A 21,810-nucleotide genomic window follows, 5' to 3' on the forward strand; every position below is an offset into this window, starting at 1 on the left:
TTTAATAGCCAAACCATGCGGCTTGGCTATGCTATGAGGTATTAATCCAAATTTCTCTGGGCTATCCCTCTGTGAAAGGCAGATTGCATACGCGTTACGCACCCGTGCGCCGGTCTCAAGCACCGAAATGCCCTACCCCTCGACTTGCATGTGTTAAGCCTGCCGCTAGCGTTCATCCTGAGCCAGGATCAAACTCTTCATCGTATATTGTAATATCATATAGTCGATGCCTTTTCTATCGGTTCTTTTCGAATCTCTCGATTCCACTACTCTTATTCTATTTTGCTCTAGCATCTCTGCCAAAGCGGCTGTCAATTCAATATGTCTACGAACGTAATTTTTTGTCTTTCACTTGTGTTTCAAAGCGGGTGCAAAACTAAAACTTCTTTTTATTTCTCGCAAGAAAAACTTGAAAAATTTTTGAAGCTTTATTTTCGCCTCATCTCTCCAATTTTTTCTGCCAGTATCTCAAGGAACTTTCCGTGTTTTGCGGGGTGCAAATGTAAAAAGCTTTTTCTTCTCCCGCAAGCTTTTTCGAATCTTTTTTTTTCGGAAATCTCTTTCCTCAAATATGATAAAGCTGCCGGAATGTCTAAGAGCGTTTTTCGCTGTTGCGGGTGCAAAAGTAGAACCTTTTTCCGCTTTTCCAATGCTTTTGCCCAGCTTTTTTTGATCTTTTTTTTGATTATTTCCTAACTGTCTGGCAACGGACAGTTTACATTTCGGGATTTTTTCGTTTTGCGTGGGGTTTTTCTTAGTTTGGCTGCCGTTTCTGCCGTTCTGCCGCAAAGCCGCTAAGGCGCAAAGGCTCTTTTTCCCGATTTTTACGCTCTAAAGACGCCTGGTTTTCCCGGCCGTTCTTCTGAAAACCGATGCCATAGCCCCGATAGGAGCGGAAATCCTTCTGCTTTTTTCTTTAAAAAGCAGAAGATTGGAGCGGATAGCGGGATTTAGCTCCTAATTAATATTAAAATTCCAATCTTTCAAATTCCAAATTCCAAAACTCGGTGCGCTTCGCTCCGCTCAGACCCGCAGACTGACTCTATATATAGTGTATAATAAAAAACCCGACAGGTTTTAAAAACCTGTCGGGTTATAACCGAGACTTACTCTTATATATAATAGTATAATTTAAAAAACTATACATTATATGTATTACTCATTCAAAGCATCTATTACTTCTTTGGTAATTTTAATGCTTTTTAATTTTGCTTGGTGATCGAAGATTGGACTTGTCACCATTAGTTCATCGATTCGGGCGTAATCAATAAACTTTCTCAAATCGGTTACTAACTGCTCTTTGTTTCCTGTAAAAGTTCCCGCTGTCATTTGATTCACATGGAAACGTTCTGCTTCATTCATGATATCGTCTAGCGATGAAACTGGCGGTTGTAATCCTTTACGATCATTTCTAATTAGATTTAAAAACATTTGATACAAACTTGTCGATAGCAACTCTGCTTCTTCATTTGTATCGGCAGCAATAATATTAACACATGCCATTGTTTTCGGTTTATCTAAATACTCTGATGGCTGAAAATTTTCTCTATAAAACTCAAATGCCTGAATCATCAGTTTCGGAGCAAAGTGTCCAGCAAAAGCATAAGGCAGTCCATAAGCTGCTGCCAAAGCTGCACTATCCATACTTGAACCTAAAATCCAGATTGGCACATTCAGTCCTTCGGCTGGGAATGCGCGCACTTTTCCTGTGGCGTTTTCAGAAGAAAAATATTCTTGAAGCTTGCTTACGTTTTGCGGAAATCGCTGTGCTTGTTCGAAAAAGTCTTTTCGAATCGCTTCGGCAGTTGGCTGATCTGTTCCTGGTGCTCTTCCTAAACCTAAATCAATTCGGTTTGGATAAAGAGTTTCTAAAGTTCCGAATTGTTCTGCCACTATTAAAGGAGAATGATTTGGAAGCATGATTCCTCCAGAGCCTACACGGATATTTTCGGTCTGACTTGCCACATAACCAATTAAAACCACAGTTGCCGTACTTGCAACGTGCGCCATATTATGGTGTTCTGCCAACCAGATTCTCTTGTATCCTAGTTTGTCTGCTAATTGTGCTATATCTTTTGTTTTTTGGAATGTTTCTGTTGCGTTACTATCTTGGGTGATAATCGCAAGCTCTAATATTGAGACTGAAATCGGTTTTTTCATATAAATAAAGGCTAAAATGCAAAATTAACTCATTTATGCGAATGCCTTTTGTTTTCTAATGTTAATAGAATTATAATATTCTCAAGCTATTCAAAATATCTAATTTTTAATAATTAATTATTGTTTTACGATAATTAATTATACATTTGCAATATCAACTTAACTTTTCATTGTATGAAGACTACTCATATTGTTTCTAGAATATTATTTTATTTCACCCGATTCCTGTCTGTAGTTTATTTTTTCTTGGCTGCTTACTCGGTTTTCACTTTAGTGACAGGATTATTTCTAACATTTAAAGATAACGGAAAGTACTTTCAGGTTTGTTATCCCTTTACTTCTCATCCTTTAATGCTTGGTGATTATAACTTGCCGTATATTCTTTTTGATTTTTTGGCTCCGCTGAGTCTTTATGGACTTTTCTTTTTACTGAGCAGTAATGTCTTTAAAGTTTTCTTTCAGCCTAAATTATTTACTGCAAAGGGAATTTCTCATTTAAGGCGTTTCTATTTATCCAATTTATTTATTCCGAGTATTGTCATATTTGTGGCTTTCTTTTTTGTTCCTCTGGATAATGAAGTTTCGCTTTTTATTCTATTACACGGAATGCTGGGGGTTTTCGCTTACTTTCTAGCTGCCATTTTTAAACAAGGTTTAAACCTTCAAAACGAACAAGACTTATTTATATAGCTATGCCAATAATTGTAAATGTTGATGTAATGCTTGCCAAACGCAAGATGCAGAGTAAAGAATTGGCAGAGAAATTAGATATAACGCCTGCTAATTTATCGATTCTAAAAACTGGAAAAGCAAAAGGTATTCGATTTGATACTCTCGAAGCTATTTGCAAAATACTAGACTGCCAGCCTGGTGATATTTTAGAATATGTAAGCGAGTAGCTTTCTTTTAAATCAAATTTTCTGAACATAAAAATCGGCTCTTTGAGGCCGACTGGACTTTTATTGCCTAAAATTTTCAAATCATCACTTATATAATCATCAAAAATCAATCAAAAAATGAACAGTTTATCTATCAAAAATCTCAGCAAAACGTATGAGAACGGCACACAAGCGATTGACCATTTATCGCTTGAAATTTCAAACGGAATGTTTGGTTTATTGGGGCCAAACGGCGCGGGAAAATCGACATTAATGCGAACCATTGCTGCTTTGCAGGAACCCACTTCGGGAATTATCGAATTTAACGGAATTAATATTCTCGAAAACCCAATGTTTATTAGAGAGAATCTCGGATACCTTCCGCAGGAATTTGGCGTTTATCCAAAAATTTCTGCTTATCGTTTATTGGATCATTTGGCAATTTTGAAAGGAATTGTCAATAAGAAAGAACGTCACGATCAAATTTTATATCTGTTGCAGCAAACTAATTTATTACAGCACAAAGACAAAGCGGTTCATTCTTTTTCTGGCGGAATGCGCCAACGTTTTGGAATTGCTCAGGCTTTGTTAGGAAATCCGAAGATTATTATTGTCGATGAGCCTACTGCGGGACTTGATCCTGAGGAACGAAACCGATTTAATAATTTGCTGAGCGAAATTGGCGAAAGCATTATTGTGGTTCTATCAACACATATTGTAGAAGATGTTCGTGATTTGTGCACCAAAATGGCAATTATTTCTAACGGAAAATTGATTTTGGAAGGAAATCCAAATGAAGCCGTTGACTCTTTAAAAGAAAAAATCTGGACAAAAGCAATTCATAAAAATGAACTAAAGGAACATCAGGATCATTTTAATATTATTTCTTCTCATTTGAATTCGGGAAAAATCAATATTCATGTTTTCTCTGATCAACAGCCTGATTCTAGTTTTGAATTGACTTCTCCAGATTTGAGCGATGTTTACTTTAATATTTTATCTCAAAATCAACTTAAAAAATAACGTTATGCTTTCTAAATTAATTCAATTTGAATGGCATAACAACACCAGAAGCTGGACTTTTTATGCCACATTTATTATTTATTTGGTTTTAGGCTTTTTTGTGAGCGCTTTTGCGAACTTTTCGTTTTCGGGTGCTTATAAAAATAGTCCGTTTGTGCTTACGTATGCGATTGGTTTGATATCGTTAATGACAATTTTCTCCACCACACTTCAAGTTGCACAGCATTTTTTAAAAGAATACGAAACCAAATTTGATGCAATAATCTTCTATACCCCTATTTCTAAGTTTTATTATTTAGGAAGTAAATTTATCACGGCTTTTATAATATCGGTTTCTTCCTTTGGAATGTTTATTATCGGAATGATTATCGGACATCAAATGTCATGGATTCCTAAAAGTGAAATTGGTCCTTTTGAAATTATCAATTACATCTGGCCTTTTCTTGTTATCGTTGTTCCCAACATATTTTTATGTCTTTCGATTCTTGCAACGATGGCTTGGCTTACCCAAAGCAAACTTTTTGTTTATGTTGGCGGATTATTCATCTACATATTATATATAGCAGGTTCGATTTTTTCTAATTCGCCTTTATTTGCAAATGCTTCTCCGTCTTCCGCGAAAGCGATGTCTTTGGCAGCAAAAATAGATCCGTTTGGTTTGGCCGCTTTTTTGGAACAAACTAGATATTGGACGTCAATTGAAAAAAACACCCAACTGATTTCACTTTCAGGCAACTTTTTATTGAATCGAATCTTATGGATTTGTGTTTCTTTTCTTCTGATTTTTGTTTCTTATAAATTGTTTTCATTTCGAAAAACAAAAACCAAAAAGATAAAATCGGTTAAAGTCAATAAAAAAGAGACAAAAACGTATTCTGTTGCAATTCCAAAACATCTTGAATTTAAAACTTCAAAACACAATTGGGCTGTTTTTAAGAGCAATTTAAAAATGGATATTTATTTGGTTTTAAAAGGAATTCCATTTTTACTGATTGTTCTTCTGTTTTCGGGATTATTAATGATTGAGATTTCAGATGAAATTGATGGCGGAATTAGAATGGCAGAAAAAATTACCGACACAGCTTTGATGATTTCAACCATAATGGATCGTTTGCCTTTCATCTTAATTCTGATAATTCTTTTTTATAGCAGTGAATTATTGAATCGAAGCGAAAATTCGAGATTTGAAATGCTGGAAAATACAGCACCATATTCTCAACTCATCGTTTTACTTTCGAAATTGACAGCACTTTTTACGATTCCAACAATCTTAATTGGAATTAGTATTTTCATTGGAATTGCTTTTCAAATCATGCATGCAAATGCCCCGGTTGAAACTGGTCTTTATTTTTCGATGTTTTATTATATCGGATTTCCATTGTTTTTGATTTCTATTTTAGTTATCGCCATTCAGACTTTTATCAAAAATAAATATTTAGGATTGGGAATTTCTGCATTTATTGTTCTCTTATTTTGTACTGGAATTGGAGAACAGTTAGGAATTTCGCATCCGTTATTTCGATTTGGAGATTCTTTTAAAAGAGAATATTTTGATTTGAATGGTTTCGGAAGTTATACTTTTCCGTTTCATATCTCGATGCTTTACAATTTTGGCCTGGCTCTGATTCTGCTCACATTGACTGGAAGTTTATGGAAACGAAATTCTACTATTCTAAAAACCATTCGCAGAAACTCCTTTAATTCTGCTCAGAAAATAACTTTTGTTTTTGGAAGTATTCTTTTTATTGGTTTTGGAAGTTATCTTTTTTATAAAACCAATATTGAATATCCGTATTTGACCAAAGACGATCAGGACAATTGGAGCGAGCAATACGAAAAACAGTTTAAAAAATATACCAATCTTGCTCAACCAACCATTATTGCTGTAAAAAGTAAAGTCGATTTGTTTCCTGAGAAAAATCGTTATGAAGTAAGTGGTATTTACGAATTGGTGAATAATTCTGAAAAAACAATCGATAGTTTACTCCTATATATAGATCGAAATTCGAAACTGACTTCTGTTGAAATTGAGAATGCGAAAAATCTAGATGATGTTTCTGAATTTCAGCATTATTGGTATCGATTAGAAAAACCTTTAGAACCTCATCAGAAAATGAAAATGAGTTTTTCTTTTAAATCTTCGTGGTCACCGTTTAAAGGTCATACCGCATTTAATTCTATTATTGAAAATGGTTCTTTTATGCGAATAAGCCGTTACTTTCCAACTTTTGGTTATCAGGATTCTAACGAAATTAGCAGTGAAAAAGAGCGAACGAAAAGGCATTTGAAACCACAAACTCCATTAAAAAAGCTTGAAGAGAAATCAAATGTTGTAAATGATTTTATTGATTATGATGCTGTTGTTTCTACTTCTAAAAATCAAATAGCAATTGGCGTTGGGGATTTAATTGAAAATTGGAAAAAAGACGACCGAAATTATTTTCACTATAAATCAAATGGAAAGATTCCGTTTCGATTTGCTTTTTCTTCTGCCGAATATCAAATTCAAAAAATAAATTATAAAGATATTTCTATTGAAGTTTATTTTGACAAAAGACATTCGAGAAACGTTGCAAAACTGATTCAAGATGTAAAAAACACTTTAGATTATTGTCAAACTAATTTTGGCAAATATCCATACAAAACCATTCGTTATGCAGAAGTTTCTGCTTTTGCCGATGGATTTGCTGCGACTTCTTATCCGTCAACGGTTTTCATGAAAGAGAATTTTGGTTTTTACAGCAACTTGAATAATCGAGATAAAGAAGATATTATCAATCAATTGACTGCTCATGAATTGTCGCACGAATGGTGGGGAAATTCGCAAATCAGTCCCGAGCAAAAAGAAGGAAGTTGGATTTTGACTGAAACTTTGGCGCAATACACGGAACTGATGTTGTATGAAAAAGAACATGGTTTGGAAAAAGCGCTCGAAACTTTAAAAATTCATTTGGATTTGTATTTGAGCAGCCGAAGTTATGATCCTGAAACGTCTTTGTATAAAACAAATTACGAAACTCCACATTTACCTTATGATAAAGGAATGCTGGTCATGCATCAGCTTCGGGTTTTAATTGGTGAAGAAAAAGTAAATCTGGCTTTGCATAATTTCTTGAACCATTATAAATATCCTAATCCAATTCCAGATTCTGAAGATTTATTGAGAGAGATTTATTTGGTTACAGATTCTAAACTCTATCCAAAACTGGATGAAATGTTTAAAAAGATCATTACTTATTCTTCTAAAATTTCTAAAGTTGAAAACGTAAAAAAGAATAATCTTTATGAAGTTTCTTTTAACGCTAATTCTAAAAAATATATTGAAAATGCTACAGGAGTTACAAAGCAAATTGACAATGATAAAACAATCGATATTGGAATTTATGATGAAAACGGAAAGTTATTTCGCTACACATTTCCAATCAAAAACAATTTAATTGAAGGAAAAATTAAAATCAAAAACAAACCTCAACGAATTGTAATTGATCCTCTTTTAATGAATATTGACACTTTTATAAAGGACAACGAGAAAGAGATTGATTAGTTTTTTTGCCACGAATTCCACGAATTTTCACTAATTTTTAATTTAATTTTTCGCAAATGCTCAAAATATAGCTCGCTACGAATTGGGTGTTATTATAAATTGTGTACCCGTGGTTGAAACCACGGGCTATGTTTGAAATAAAAACTAGCCAAAAATAAGAATTAGAGAAATTCGTGAATTCGTGGCAAAAAACTTTTATTTTAATTGAATGAAAATCTGTTTGTGAGTTGTTTTACCGTCATCTTTTATTTTCAAGTCTTTATTAGATTCGATTTCAAACTTTGATGCCGTTTCTACATTTAATGAAATGTCATGGTTTCTGAAATTTTCTGAAATTTCTGGAAGCTGAATTGTAACCGTTACTTCTTTATTTTTCTGCTGAAAATCGACTTTAATTCTGTCTCTTAACCAAATGTATTCGTAAACTTCCTGCCATGGCGCCATCCAGATTGAGTCATTTCCTTTTAATCCGTATTTGTTAGCAAGCGTTGTCATATAGTATTTAAAATCAGGAAAACGCATACTTAGATTCCACAGATTTGTGTTTCCAGTTCCGTGTGTGAATTCGTTAAACCAAACAGGATCTTTTTGTTGTACAATAGAATCTATCGTTTTTAAATATCTATCCATCGTTTTAAAACTTATTGTGTCTTTTGAACTCTGAACAAAAGTTCGTGCAGAAATCATTTTATCTAAATCTACTTTTGAATCCACTTTAAAAACTGGTCCAACACCATAATAAGACGCTACCGAAAAATGTCCGTTATTAAGTGCCTCTTTTTCATATTCTAAATAATATTTCTCATCACCTTCTCCGCCTGGAACTACAAAATGCGACATCGCAAAATCAAGATTTTGCTTTATTGAAGTTGTATTTTCAGTCACTTCTGTCAAATAATTAGTTCCGTGTTTTGTGGCATGATGAAATCCATGATTCAAAATATCCCAACCAGCATTGTACATTTCTTTTACTTCTTTCCAAGAAAGATGCCCGCGATTTTCTGGCAAATCACGAATTGAACCTCCATTGATTGCTAATGCCAATTTAAACGGAATTTTATTTCCCATTCCGTCTGAATAAAAAAGTCCTTCAGAAGTTGTTCCGTCTCCGCCTTGATCGATTTTCCATTCGTTTATTGATGAATTGCTGATTTTTCCTCCATTCAATAACGGAAAAGCGGTTAAATAAGCCGATCTGTAACCATCGTCGAGCGTAAAACTATACGCCAAATGTTTGTTGTATTTTAAAGAAGAAGCAGCTATTTTGATTTTATCTGCCGATTTCAATTTTATTTTGAATGAAATAGTTTTTGCTTTTGAAGAATCTTTTTGAATAATTCCGTTTGAAAAACTAGTAAAGCTTCCGAAAATTAAGATAGCTATTATAAGTAGAATTCGTTTTGGCATAAATTTTAGTGGTTCGTTTGCGATCTAAAAGTACATTTCTTTTTGAAAAAATATTTTAAAACTGATTCTGCCTTTAAAAATAATTTGTTCTGAATTAAAAAAGAGAACTAATTTTAAACCTAAATTTGTACATCGAATACCAAATTCGGTTTTAGCTTATCTGCAAATGACACACAAAATTTTAATTATAGACGACGAAGAAAAACTTAGAAGTCTGCTTGCGCGAATTATAAAATCGGAAGGATTTGAAGTTTTTGAAGCCAAAGATTTAAAATCGGGTTTTAAAAAACTGGAACAAACCGAAATTGATGTCGTTTTGTGCGATGTGAAACTTCCTGACGGAAACGGCGTTGATTTTCTTCAAAACATAAAAGGAAGTTTTCCTTTAACAGAAGTAATTCTGCTGACTGCTTTTGGAAATATTCCTGACGGCGTTCAAGCGATGAAAAATGGCGCTTTTGATTATATTGTAAAAGGAGACGATAACGATAAGATTATTCCGCTTCTTTATAAAGCTGTAGAAAAAGTGCATTTGCAGAAAAAAGTCCAACAGCTTGAAAAACGAATCAACGATAAATATTCTTTCAGTACCATTGTAGGAAAATCAAAGGGGATTGAGCAAGTTATTGATTTGGCGCAAAAAGTAGCCAAAACCGATTCGACTGTTTTACTTATGGGTGAAACCGGAACCGGAAAAGAGGTTTTTGCGCAGGCAATTCATGAAAACAGCAATCGTGCAGGAAAATCTTTTGTGGCTTTGAACTGCAGTACTTTCACAAAAGAAATTTTAGAAAGCGAGCTTTTCGGTCATAAACAAGGCGCATTTACGGGAGCTGTAAAAGATAAAAAAGGTTTTATTGAAGAAGCAAACGGTGGAACATTATTCTTAGATGAAATTGGAGAAATGCCAATTGATCTTCAAGCGAAATTATTGCGTGTTTTAGAAACTTCCGAATATATTCCCGTTGGCGATACTACTCCAAAAAAATCAAATTTCAGATTAATTGCGGCTACGAATCGTGATTTAAAAACCGAAAGTGACGAACATCGTTTCCGTTCTGATTTGTATTTCCGTTTGAATATCTTCGAAATTAAATTGCCTTCTTTACGAGAAAGAATTAAAGATATTCCGCTATTGGCCAATTATTACGTGAAGCAATTTTCTGAAAAAACGAATAAAAAAGCGTTACACATTTCTGATGACTTTTTACAAAAACTAGAAAATTATTCTTGGCCGGGAAATATTCGTGAACTCAAAAATGTCATCGAAAGATCGGTTATTTTGAGCAATGGCGATATTTTAACTTCGGATGTTCTTCCTTATGAAATGCAGCACCAAGCTGAAAATAATTCTAAACCAATGTCTGCTTTCTCCATGCAAAGTGTTGAAAAACTTCATATTCAAAAGGTTTTAAATTATACGAAAGGAAATAAGGCTGAAACGGCCAGATTATTGGAAATTGGAATTGCGACTTTGTATAGAAAATTGGAAGAGTATCAAATTCAATAACAATAACAATATCAATTTTTAAAGCTTCGGAGAAGCACAATATTTATAGATTATTTATTGCCAATGAGAAAAAGCTCCAGAGGAGCGACACCTACGTAATCAAAAAAATATGCCACCCCGCTGGGGCTCTGATAAATGTGATTCTTCATTTCTATAAATATTTCGCTCCTCCGGAGCTTGGCAACAACATATCAAAACGAGAAAAGCTTATCAAAATGATAGGCTTTTTTTATGCCTGATTTTTGGCACAAAACTACATTTCTTTTATTTACAGCACTTTAACTGTAACTTGATTTTTTCGGAACATCTTTTGGCATAAAGAGGAAGAACATTAAAAATTCATTCCAAATGAAAAATCAAGTTACCTCAATCTACAAACAAGCAGAACGATTTGCTGAGATCACTAAAAAAAATATTATCTGTGGTAATATCGTTCGAGCAAAAAAATGCTTAGCGCTTGCTGAACGGTTATTTATAAACGGAAGTGTTGAAACTAAAAATGCTATTTCTAACGTGTACGTTTTTTCGGTTTCGTCTTTTATGGAAATGCGTCACTGCAATATTTCACATCTTTTCCCACAAACGCTTAAAGCCGAATATATCAAGCAGGTTAATGCTTCGGGAGTATAAAGTTTAATCGGTTAACTGTTTAATCGAAAAAATCTGAAATCTAAAGTTTACAATCTTAAATCTAAAATAATCTCCTATGATCACCTTTCTTTTACTCGCATTGGCCGTTGTGCTGTTTGCCATTTGTTTTCTGTCAGTTGAATTCTTTGAAAAAATCTAAATCATGACTGCACTATTTATTATTTCAATCGCCGTTTTCGTGTATTTGATTTATGTATTAATCAAACCTGAAAAATTTTAAATCATGTAAAAAGTGAAATGCTTTAAGTGAAATGTAAACATAAATTTTATTCATCAACCCATTTTACAAATCACCTCTCACCTTTCACTAAAAAATATAAAAAATTATGAATACAGAATTAATAGGCGTCATAGGTATTTTTATTCTTACCATTGTTTTAGCAATTCCTTTCGGAAAATATATTGCTAAAGTTTTCCTAGGAAATAAAACGCTTCTTGACCCGATTTTCAATCCAATTGAAAAACTTATTTTTAAAATCAGCGGTATCAATCCAGCTGAAGAAATGAACTGGAAACAACACTTAAAAGCACTTTTAAGCATCAATATGGTTTGGTTCTTTCTTTGCTTTTTTGTTTTGCTTTTTCAGGGTTCTTTGCCTTTAAATCCAGATAACAACCCCTCAATGACACCAGATCTAGCATTTAATACTGCTATTTCATTTTTAGTCAATTGTAACTTGCAGCATTATTCAGGCGAAAGCGGGGTTTCTTATCTTTCACAAATCGTCTTGATGTTTCTTCAATTTGTTTCTGCCGCTATCGGAATCGCTGCTGCCGCTATGATTTTTACAGCAATGAAAGAAAGAACAACAGAACAATTGGGTAATTTCTACAATTATTTCGTAAAAAGCTGTACTCGCATCTTATTGCCACTTTCAGCAATTGTAGCTATCGCATTAGTTTTCAGCGGCACTCCAATGACTTTTGAGGGTAAAGATGCCATTACAACGCTACAAGGAGATCATGTAGAAGTTTCTCGCGGACCTGCAGCAGCTTTTATTGCCATTAAACATATTGGTACAAACGGTGGTGGATTTTTTGGAGCCAACTCAGCGCATCCATTAGAAAACCCAACTTATTTTACTAACGGAGTTGAGCTTTGGGCACAAATGATTATTCCGTTTGCGATGATATTTGCTCTTGGATTTTACCTTAACAAAAGAAGGCTGTCGAATATTATTTTTGGTGTAATGACAGTTGGTTTTTTACTCTTGGTTGTTCCAACCGTTATGAGTGAAATCAACGGAAATCCTGCTATTGAAAAAATGGGTATCGCACAGACAACTGGCGCAATGGAAGGAAAAGAAGTTCGGTTTGGTCCCGCAATTTCAGGTTTTTGGAGTATTGCTACAACAGTAATTTCTACCGGTTCTGTAAACAGTATGCACGATAGTTCTATGCCTATTTCTGGTGCTATGCAATTGTTGTCTATGATGGTAAATGCCTTTTACGGCGGCTGCGGTGTTGGTATTTTAAACTACTACATTTTCATTATTCTGGCTGTATTTATCTCCGGATTAATGGTTGGTCGAACTCCAGAGTTTTTAGGCAAGAAAATCGAAGCGCGGGAGGTTAAAATTGCTGCTTTTATCGCTATTCTTCATCCTTTATTAATATTAGCAGGAACTGCTTTAGCATCTTATTTTGCTGCGCATGATACTGCAATGGGTTATTGGTTTAACGGCAACGCGACAGGCTGGTTAAACAATCCTGGCAACCATGGATTCTCAGAAATGTTATACGAATATACTTCAAGCGCTGCTAATAACGGTTCAGGTTTTGAAGGTTTGGGAGATAATAATCCGTTCTGGAATATCACTACGGGAATTGTATTACTGCTAAGCCGTTTTATTCCAATCATTGGTCCATTGGCAATTGCAGGTTTACTGGCAGGTAAAAAATACATTCCGGAGAGTGCAGGAACTTTAAAAACGGATACATCGATTTTCGGAATTATGACTTTTGCTGTAATTGCCATTATTGCGGCTTTATCTTTCTTTCCAGCGTTGGCTTTAGGTCCATTGGCAGAATTCTTTACACTAAAATAATAACTCATTTTTCAATGCTGAAAATATTCTAAACACATAGCTATGTGCATGTATGCAAGTGAAACGCCTTTACCACAAAGTAAAAATCTATGTCTCTATGTGTTTAAATAAATCAGTTAAACAAAATAATATAAAAAATGACAACTAATAAATCCACATCATTGTTTGAAAGCAAACAGGTAAAAGAAGCCTTAGTGCAATCTTTTGTCAAGCTGAACCCAAAAATGATGATCAAAAATCCGGTAATGTTTACCGTAGAAATTGGAACTGCAATTATGTTTGCTGTTTGCGTTTCGATCTTAATGGGCGCAAATGACCAAGGAAGTTTTACTTATAACTTAATTGTTTTCTTGATTTTACTGGCAACGCTTTTATTTGCCAATTTCGCCGAAGCCATTGCCGAAGCAAGAGGAAAAGCACAAGCTGATAGTTTACGAAAAACAAGAGAAGAAACTCCTGCAAGACAAATTCTGCCAAACGGAGAAATTAAAAACATCAGTTCCTCAGCATTAAAAAAAGATGATATTTTCATTTGCGAAGCCGGTGATTTAATTGCAGCCGACGGAGAAATTATCGAAGGTTTGGCCACGATAGATGAAAGTGCCATTACTGGAGAAAGTGCCCCTGTAATTAGAGAAGCTGGCGGAGATAAATCATCTGTAACTGGAGGAACAAAAGTATTATCTGATAAAATTAAAGTAAAAGTAACTTCTGAACCTGGCGAAAGCTTCTTAGATAAAATGATTGCTTTGGTTGAAGGTGCAAGCCGTCAGAAAACGCCAAACGAAATTGCCTTGACCATTTTATTAGCCGCATTTACTTTAATTTTCGTGATTGTGTGCGTTACGCTAAAACCGTTTGCCGACTATGCCAACGCGCCCATCACGATCGCGGCTTTCATTGCTTTGTTCGTTTGTTTGATTCCTACTACAATTGGTGGTTTGCTTTCTGCGATTGGTATTGCGGGAATGGACAGAGCTTTACGAGCTAACGTAATTACAAAATCTGGTAAAGCGGTTGAAACTGCCGGAGATATTGATGTACTGCTTTTGGATAAAACAGGAACCATCACCATTGGAAACAGAAAAGCAACCAATTTTTATCCAACAAAAGGAATTTCTTTTGATGATTTCGTGAAATCGGCTGTTTTGAGTTCGCTTGCAGATGATACTCCCGAAGGAAAAAGTATTCTCGAATTAAGTGAAATAATTGATGTGAAAAGCGAAACAAAAGCAAGTGCTTTAAAAAATACTTCTGAAATTTCACACACCATCAAATTTACAGCTGAAACTAGAACTTCTGGAGTTGTATTAAAAGACGGAACAAATATTCGAAAAGGTGCTCAAGATGCTGCAAAAAACATTGCGCAACAAGCTGGAAATTCTTTCCCAGAAGATACTGCACAACAAGTAATTTCAATTTCGTCTAACGGAGGAACACCTTTAGTAGTCATTAAAAATAATGAAATTCAAGGTGTAATCGAACTTCAGGACATCATTAAAACCGGAATGAAAGAACGTTTTGAGCGCTTACGCCGAATGGGAATTAAAACGGTTATGGTTACAGGTGATAACCCTTTGACAGCCAAATTTATTGCTGAAAAAGCTGGTGTAGATGATTTTATTGCCGAAGCTAAACCTGAGGATAAAATGAACTACATCCGAAAAGAACAAGCTGAAGGACGCCTAGTTGCCATGATGGGTGACGGAACAAATGATGCTCCTGCCCTTGCACAAGCCAATGTTGGAGTTGCTATGAACAGCGGAACTCAAGCGGCAAAAGAAGCTGGAAATATGGTTGACCTTGACAATGACCCAACGAAACTAATCGAGATTGTTGAAATTGGAAAACAGCTTTTAATGACTCGAGGTACTTTAACTACTTTTTCTATTGCAAATGACGTTGCGAAATATTTTGCTATTGTTCCTGCTCTTTTTATTACTGCAATTCCTGCGCTTCAAGGTTTGAATATTATGCATTTGCATAGTCCTGAAAGTGCTATTTTATCGGCTGTAATTTTCAATGCGATTATCATTCCGATTTTGATTCCGCTGGCATTGAAAGGTGTTGAATATCGACCAATTGGAGCTAGTGCGATCTTAAAAAGAAATCTTTTGATTTATGGACTTGGCGGATTGATTGTTCCTTTTATCGGAATTAAAGTTATTGATTTGATAGTTGCAATCTTTATGTAAAAATCAAACCCGACAGGTTTTAAAAACCTGTCGGGTTTACGAAAACTCAAATAAAAACATGACTTCGATTTGCTAAGCTTTCTAAAAAAACTTAGAACCTTAGCAACTTAGTCTCTTAGAATCTTCAAAAAAATGAAAAATCTATTTTCACTCATAAAACTTACTGTCGCTACATTAATCTTGTTCGCAGTTATTTATCCTTTAGCGATTTACGGAATTGCACAAATGGCTCCAAATCAAGGAAAAGGAGAAACTATTTCGGTTAACGGAAAAGTCGTTGGTTATCAAAAAATCGGACAAAAGTTCGATAAATCAAATTATTTCTGGGGAAGGCCTTCGGCTGTTGATTATAATGCGGCGGGAAGTGCCGGAAGCAATAAAGGCCCAAGCAATGCTGAATATCTAGCTTTGGTTCAAAAAAGAATTGATACGCTTTTATTGGTTCATCCGTACTTGAAAAAATCTGAAATTCCAGCTGATATGGTTACAGCTTCAGGAAGCGGTTTAGATCCGAATGTTTCTCCGCAAGGCGCTTTGATTCAGGTGAAACGAATTGCTAAAGAGCGAAATTTAGCTGAAGCGAAAGTAAAAGCTTTAGTAGAATCTAAAATTAATTCGGCTGTTGTTGGTCCTGAAACTGTTAATGTTTTGGAATTGAATGTGGCTTTGGATCAGCTTCGCTAGAAGAGGTTCTGAGGTTCTGAGTCGCTAAGGTTCTAAGGCTTTTATCCTGCAAGGTTTTCAAAACCTTGTAGGCATGAAAAATCTGCATCAAGTATTATCATGAAGTAACCGTGTAATTGTCATCCTGAGGAACGAAGAATCACACTCGAAACTCTGTCTGCATGATCGCCAATCTTTGTCGAGCTACTTGCGGAGATCCCTCGTTCTTAGGGATGACAAAAAATGCAAGAATTGGAATCTAAAAACTAAACTTACAATAAATACCTAACAGGTTTTGAAAACCTGTTAGGATATGAAAATATTATAATACAAAAACGCCTTTTTTACCCCAAATGCCCTAGCCCCGATAGTAGTGGAAATCCTTTTGTGCCGGGGTTCGGCACAAAAGATTGAAACGAATAGCGGGAAATAGCTCCTAAAAAATCTACTTAATAAATAATTGAATACCACAAAAATGAAAAAAATAATACTTACTGCTTTAATCGCTTTTGGTTATGGCAATTTACACGCACAAGAAGAATCAAAAAGTCCTCTTACGTTTTCAGGATATGTAGAAACCTATTATAGCTATGATTTTGGACAACCCGAAAATCATACTCGCCCAAGCTTTTTTTATAACTTTAATAAAAGTAATGAAGTAAACATCAATTTAGGTTTGGCAAAAGTAAATTATACGAAAGAAAATGTTCGTGGAAACTTTGCTTTAATGGCCGGAACGTATGCTGAATATAATATGTCGGCAGAACAGGGTTTGCTGAAAAATATATACGAGGCAAATGTAGGTGTGAAAATTTCGAAAAGCCATAATTTATGGATTGATGCAGGGATTATGCCAGCTCACATTGGTTTTGAAAGTGCTATTGGAAAAGATTGTCAAACGCTATCAAGAAGTATTCTGGCTGAGAATTCTCCTTATTATGAAGCAGGAGTTAAAATTGGTTACACATCTGAATCTGGAGAATGGTATATAGCTGGTATGTACTTAAACGGCTGGCAGAGAATTGAGAAAGTAGAAGGAAATCAGACACCAGCTTTTGGAACTCAGGTTACCTACAAACCATCTGATCGGGTTACGTTGAACTGGAGTACTTATGTTGGAAATGAGCAGCCGGATATCGACAAAAAATGGCGTTATTTTAATAACTTCTACGGACAGTTTAAAGTAACAGAGAAAACAAATGTAACGGCTGGTTTTGACATTGGATCACAGCAATCGGCTAAAGGAAGTGATAAATATGATACTTGGTTTTCGCCTGTTTTGATTTTACAATACAAACCGACTGATAAAATTCAGCTTGCAGCGCGTGGTGAATATTACAGCGACGAAAAAGGTGTAATCATTGCAACTGAAACTCCAAACGGATTTAAAACTTACGGCTTTTCAGCTAACTTTGATTACTTAGTTACTGATAATGTTATGTTTAGAATTGAAGCCAGAAATCTTTCAAGCAAAGATCAAATCTTCACAAATAAAGATAATCTTCCAACGGATACGAATACGTTTGTAACGACTTCGCTGGCGATTAGTTTTTAGGGGAATATTTCTTGCCACAGATTACACAGATTAAAGGGATTTTTAAATGTCTTTGTGTAGATTTATTTGCCACGAATTACACAAATTTTCACGAATTATATTAAATAAAAATTTGTGCAAATTTGTGTAATTCGCGGCTAAAAAAAAATCCTTCTAATCTGTGTAATCTGTGGCTTTAAAAAAAAACTTTGTGACTTAGCGCCTTCGTGGCAAAAATTATGGAAAACGAAAATAATAACGCACAGCACTTTCTCGATTTAATTCAGAAATCACGAAAGGGGAAGTTTAAAATCTACATTGGAATGAGTGCCGGTGTGGGCAAAACTTTTCGTATGCTTCAGGAAGCGCATTCGTTATTGAAAAACGGAATCGATGTAAAAATTGGTTACATCGAAACGCACATGCGAAAGGAAACGCATGAACTCTTAGCTGGTCTTCCGATTATTCCGAGGCGGACTATTTTTTATAAAGGAAAAGAACTCGAAGAACTCGATGTTCAAGCCATCATCAACCTTAGACCAGAAGTGGTTATTGTTGATGAATTGGCGCATACAAACATTGAAGGAAGCAAAAACGAAAAACGCTGGCAGGATGTTCTGGAGATTTTGGATGCTGGAATTAATGTAATTTCGGCTGTCAATATTCAACATATTGAGAGTTTAAATGAAGATGTAAAACGTATTACCAATATCGATGTTCAAGAAAGAATTCCCGACAATGTTTTGCGTCTGGCCGATGAGGTAGTGAATATCGATTTGACATCAGAAGATTTGATTGCCCGACTGAAAGAAGGAAAAATTTATACGGCAGATAAAATTCCGACTGCCTTAGCGAACTTTTTTAAATCGGAACAAATTCTGCAATTGCGTGAATTGGCTTTGAAAGAAGTAGCGAGTCAGGTGGTACGAAAAGTGGAAAGTGAAGTTCCAAATCTGCATGCTTTACGACATGAAAAATTATTGGCATGTATTAGCAGTAATGAAAAAACAGCCAAAATTATAATTAGAAAAGCTGCAAGATTAGCGAGCTATTACAACGGATCGTGGTATGTTTTGTATGTAGAAACACCTAAAGAAAGTAGTAACAGAATTGCACTTGACAAACAAAGGCATTTAATTAATAACTTTAAACTCGCAGTACAATTGGGTGCTGAAGTTATTAAATTAGAAAATTCAAATATTACAGATGCTATTTTAACAACAGTAGAGGAAAAACAAATTACAACTGTGTGCATTGGAAAACCACATTTTAATTTGTTTAAAGTAATTTTGTCTACAACAATTTTCAGACGTTTGCTCAACAAATTGTCTTTGTCGAACGTTGATCTTGTTATTTTGTCTTGAAAATTTTTAAACCATATAAGTTATATAAGTTCATTTAAATTCGAGGCGTTGAAGCTTAACCGCAAAGGTCGCAAGGTTTTTACGCAAAGTTCGCTAGAGTTTTTTGCTCGCAAAGACGCAAAGCTTTTAATCTAACCTTTGCGCGCTTTGCGAAACCTTAGCGCTCTTTGCGGTTAAATTTTAAGCACAGTTTTTAAATGAACTTATATAACTTATATGGTTCAAAAAAAATAAATGTTTTATAAAATGAGAATTAAAACCAAATTGAATCTGGGAGTTGGATTATTATTTTTAATGATCATCATTCTCTCGCTAGTGAGTGCTTATTCTGTTTTTCTGATTAAGCAGGACACTGAGAATATTCTGAAATCCAATTACAATACACTGGAATATTCCAGAAATATGATTCTTGCTTTGGATGGAATAAAAGCGGGTTCAAAGGAAACGATTCAGAGTTTTGAGGAAAATCTCGAAAAGCAGACTCAAAATATTACTGAACCAGGCGAAAAACAAGCGACTGAAAAACTGAAAGCCAGTTTTGCCCTTTTAGCCCAAAACAATCCAGATGAAGCTGTAAAAGTGCAGATTCGTCAAGACATTTTTGCGATTATGAAGCTGAATCTTGACGCCATAAAACAGAAAAGCGACATCGCCAAACATTCGGCCGAAACGGCTAATTTGTCAATCGCTATTGTAGGAAGTTTATGTTTTCTGATTGCTTTTAATTTGTTGGTTAATCTGCCTAATAATATTGCAAATCCGATTAGAGAGTTAACGCTGAGTATTAAAGAAATTGCCAATAAAAACTACTCAGAACGTGTTCATTTTACGAGTCATAGCGAATTTGGAGATCTTGCCAAATCATTCAATACGATGGCGCAAAAACTCGAAGAATATCATGACAGCAATGTTTATAAACTTCTTTTTGAGAAGAAACGACTGGAAACGCTAATTAATAATATGAACGATCCTATTATTGGTTTGGACAACGAAGGAATTGTTTTGTTTGTGAATGATGAAGCACTGAAAATTATCGGTCTAAAATCGGAAGACATCATTGGAAAACCTACTTCTGAATTAGCCATTTCGAATGATTTGATTCGCTCTTTGATTCTTAAAGAAGGGGAAATTCCGAAAAAACAGCCTCTCAAAATTTTTGCTCACGGAAAAGAAAGTTATTTCGAAAAAGAGATTCACAACATAACCATAACGCCAACTGGCGAAGAAAAAGAAATTAATATTGGTGATGTAATTATTTTGCGAAATATTACGCTTTTTAAAGAACTGGATTTTGCTAAAACCAATTTTATTGCCACCGTCTCACACGAATTAAAAACTCCAATTGCTTCTATAAAACTAAGTCTTCAATTGCTTGAAAATGGAAAAACGGGTAATATGAACGACGATCAGAAACAATTGGTTGAAAGTATAAAAGATGACAGTCAGCGATTGTTGAAAATCACGGGAGAATTGTTGAATTTATCACAATTGGAAACAGGAAATATTCAGCTGAATATTGGAAAAAGCAATCCGCACGAAATTGTAAAATATGCTGTTGAAGCTGTAAAAGTCCAAGCCGATCAAAAACAGATTCAATTAGTCGTTGATGCCGATGAAAACCTCAAAAACGTAAAAGCCGATGCCGAAAAAACTGGCTGGGTTTTAATAAATTATTTATCAAACGCCATTAGATATTCGTCTGAAAAAAGTACAATTCTCATCAAATTAAAAGAAGAAAATAATCAAATGGTTTTTCAGGTTATTGATACTGGAAAAGGAATTGATACAAGATACAAAGGCAAAGTTTTCGATAAATATTTTCAGGTTCCGGGCAGTCAAAAATCTGGAACAGGATTGGGATTAGCGATTAGCAAAGAATTTATCGAAGCTCAAAATGGAAGTGTTGGGGTTGAGAGTAATTTGGGATTAGGAAGTACGTTTTGGTTTTCGTTGAAGGTTTAGATTTTTTTTTGTTACAAAAGCGCTAAGCCACAAAGTTTTTTAAATAGCTTTGTGTCTTAGCGCCTTCGTGGCAAACTCTTGTTATGTATTCGAAGTATTATTCTTAATTTCTCGAACTTCACGTTTCAATTCTAAAAGCAAATCTTTCATTGCTCCAGTTTCCGATATTTCTTGTTTTTTATCCGAACGGCCGATGTTGCATTCGTATTCCCAAATCTCCAAAATATCAGAAGCTTTCACTTCATAATTTGGATAAAAACTATTATCAGATTCTAAAACCAAACTATTCTTTTTGTTTTTATTGAGACGTTTGTAAACCATTCCTTCACTTTTGGTAATCAGAATATAGGTTTTGCCGTCCATCACCTCTCCTAGTTTTTCTACATAACGGCCAATAATAATAGAACCATCTTCATGCGGAGGCATCGAATCTCCTTCAACAGGAAATCCGCGATGTTTTCCTGGTCCTAAAAACGGAAGTGTAATCTGCTGTAAACTTTCAATATATTCTGGATCAGCATATCCGTTAAGATAACCTGCTTTTGCTTTTTGAGATACAATTTCGATATAATTTTCTCCAAAACTATCCACTTGAATAGGCAGAATAAGTCGGTTCCCTTCTAGTTTTATCAAATTTTGCACATCAATTTTGCGTATATCAACAGATAATATTAAGTCGATACTCATATGGAAATATAATGCAATCTTCTTTAAAATGTCATACGGTGCTTCCGAAGTTCCGTCTTCGTATTTCACGTATCTTCCTCGGGTAATACTAAGGTTTTCAGCTAATTTCTCCTGTGATATTTTATGCTTAACCCTTAATGCTCTGATGTTGTCTGAAAATAAGGACATAATTAATTTGTTATAA

The 21,810-nt window shown here is 34.7% G+C and carries 17 protein-coding genes and 1 rRNA gene; 13 read left to right on the top strand and 5 right to left on the bottom strand.

Translation table 11 applies throughout. The features are described 5' to 3' along the window. The 3 genes from RB618_RS00005 to RB618_RS00015 form a co-directional block, all read right to left on the bottom strand. Positions 1 to 204 (bottom strand): 16S ribosomal RNA (locus tag RB618_RS00005); the annotation flags it as partial. A gap of 264 nt (positions 205 to 468) precedes the next feature. Further along, positions 469 to 789: a hypothetical protein gene (locus RB618_RS00010; protein ID WP_308066928.1), complete on the bottom strand. Its 321-nt coding sequence runs from the start codon at positions 787 to 789 to the stop codon at positions 469 to 471. Between the two features lie 366 nt (positions 790 to 1,155). Beyond that, positions 1,156 to 2,160 (bottom strand): LLM class flavin-dependent oxidoreductase, encoded by a 1,005-nt coding sequence (locus tag RB618_RS00015; protein WP_308066929.1) that lies wholly within the window; start codon positions 2,158 to 2,160, stop codon positions 1,156 to 1,158. Between the two features lie 174 nt (positions 2,161 to 2,334). On the opposite strand from RB618_RS00015, the gene RB618_RS00020 reads away from it, so the two are divergent. From RB618_RS00020 to RB618_RS00035, 4 genes are all read left to right on the top strand, one after another. Then, positions 2,335 to 2,850 carry a DUF2975 domain-containing protein gene (locus RB618_RS00020; protein ID WP_308066930.1) on the top strand — a complete coding sequence of 172 codons (516 nt, stop codon included), beginning with the start codon at positions 2,335 to 2,337 and terminating at the stop codon, positions 2,848 to 2,850. Between the two features lie 2 nt (positions 2,851 to 2,852). Further along, positions 2,853 to 3,059, top strand: coding sequence for a helix-turn-helix transcriptional regulator (locus RB618_RS00025; RefSeq protein ID WP_008466864.1), 207 nt, complete (start codon positions 2,853 to 2,855; stop codon positions 3,057 to 3,059). 117 nt (positions 3,060 to 3,176) lie between these two features. Next, positions 3,177 to 4,061 (top strand): ABC transporter ATP-binding protein, encoded by an 885-nt coding sequence (locus tag RB618_RS00030; protein WP_308066931.1) that lies wholly within the window; start codon positions 3,177 to 3,179, stop codon positions 4,059 to 4,061. Between the two features lie 4 nt (positions 4,062 to 4,065). After that, the gene (locus RB618_RS00035) at positions 4,066 to 7,605 is read left to right on the top strand and encodes a M1 family aminopeptidase (RefSeq protein ID WP_308066932.1); all 3,540 of its coding nucleotides are present in this window, start codon (positions 4,066 to 4,068) and stop codon (positions 7,603 to 7,605) included. Between the two features lie 195 nt (positions 7,606 to 7,800). Here the strand turns inward: RB618_RS00035 and RB618_RS00040 are convergent, their stop codons facing one another. Next, on the bottom strand, positions 7,801 to 9,012 hold the full coding sequence (locus tag RB618_RS00040) for a polysaccharide deacetylase family protein (RefSeq protein ID WP_308066933.1): 1,212 nt from the start codon (positions 9,010 to 9,012) through the stop codon (positions 7,801 to 7,803). 166 nt (positions 9,013 to 9,178) lie between these two features. On the opposite strand from RB618_RS00040, the gene RB618_RS00045 reads away from it, so the two are divergent. The 9 genes from RB618_RS00045 to RB618_RS00085 all read left to right on the top strand — a co-directional run bounded on the left by RB618_RS00045 (position 9,179) and on the right by RB618_RS00085 (position 20,939). After that, a complete protein-coding gene (locus RB618_RS00045) occupies positions 9,179 to 10,522 on the top strand; it encodes a sigma-54 dependent transcriptional regulator (protein ID WP_308066934.1) in 1,344 nt (447 codons plus the stop codon). Positions 10,523 to 10,870: 348 nt separating this feature from the next. Continuing rightward, positions 10,871 to 11,152, top strand: coding sequence for a hypothetical protein (locus RB618_RS00050; RefSeq protein WP_308066935.1), 282 nt, complete (start codon positions 10,871 to 10,873; stop codon positions 11,150 to 11,152). Positions 11,153 to 11,315: 163 nt separating this feature from the next. Beyond that, positions 11,316 to 11,393 (top strand): K(+)-transporting ATPase subunit F, encoded by a 78-nt coding sequence (gene kdpF / locus RB618_RS00055; protein ID WP_073099479.1) that lies wholly within the window; start codon positions 11,316 to 11,318, stop codon positions 11,391 to 11,393. Between the two features lie 106 nt (positions 11,394 to 11,499). Then, positions 11,500 to 13,221: a potassium-transporting ATPase subunit KdpA gene (gene kdpA, locus RB618_RS00060; protein ID WP_308066936.1), complete on the top strand. Its 1,722-nt coding sequence runs from the start codon at positions 11,500 to 11,502 to the stop codon at positions 13,219 to 13,221. A gap of 137 nt (positions 13,222 to 13,358) precedes the next feature. Beyond that, complete coding sequence (gene kdpB / locus RB618_RS00065; RefSeq protein ID WP_308066937.1) at positions 13,359 to 15,416, top strand: potassium-transporting ATPase subunit KdpB; 2,058 nt, start codon at positions 13,359 to 13,361, stop codon at positions 15,414 to 15,416. Between the two features lie 132 nt (positions 15,417 to 15,548). Continuing rightward, positions 15,549 to 16,100 carry a K(+)-transporting ATPase subunit C gene (locus tag RB618_RS00070; RefSeq protein ID WP_308066938.1) on the top strand — a complete coding sequence of 184 codons (552 nt, stop codon included), beginning with the start codon at positions 15,549 to 15,551 and terminating at the stop codon, positions 16,098 to 16,100. A 454-nt stretch (positions 16,101 to 16,554) separates the two neighbouring features. Then, on the top strand, positions 16,555 to 17,634 hold the full coding sequence (locus RB618_RS00075) for a porin (protein ID WP_308066939.1): 1,080 nt from the start codon (positions 16,555 to 16,557) through the stop codon (positions 17,632 to 17,634). 218 nt (positions 17,635 to 17,852) lie between these two features. Then, a complete protein-coding gene (locus RB618_RS00080; RefSeq protein ID WP_308066940.1) occupies positions 17,853 to 18,977 on the top strand; it encodes a sensor protein KdpD in 1,125 nt (374 codons plus the stop codon). A gap of 246 nt (positions 18,978 to 19,223) precedes the next feature. Next, entirely contained in the window at positions 19,224 to 20,939 is a 1,716-nt protein-coding gene (locus tag RB618_RS00085) for an ATP-binding protein (RefSeq protein ID WP_308066941.1), read from the top strand. An 81-nt stretch (positions 20,940 to 21,020) separates the two neighbouring features. Here the strand turns inward: RB618_RS00085 and RB618_RS00090 are convergent, their stop codons facing one another. Beyond that, on the bottom strand, positions 21,021 to 21,794 hold the full coding sequence (locus tag RB618_RS00090; protein WP_308066942.1) for a LexA family transcriptional regulator: 774 nt from the start codon (positions 21,792 to 21,794) through the stop codon (positions 21,021 to 21,023). Between the last annotated feature and the right edge of the window lie 16 nt (positions 21,795 to 21,810).

This window comes from Flavobacterium sp. LHD-85, from assembly GCF_030929595.1.
In the GTDB taxonomy this organism is placed as follows: Bacteria; Bacteroidota; Bacteroidia; order Flavobacteriales; family Flavobacteriaceae; genus Flavobacterium.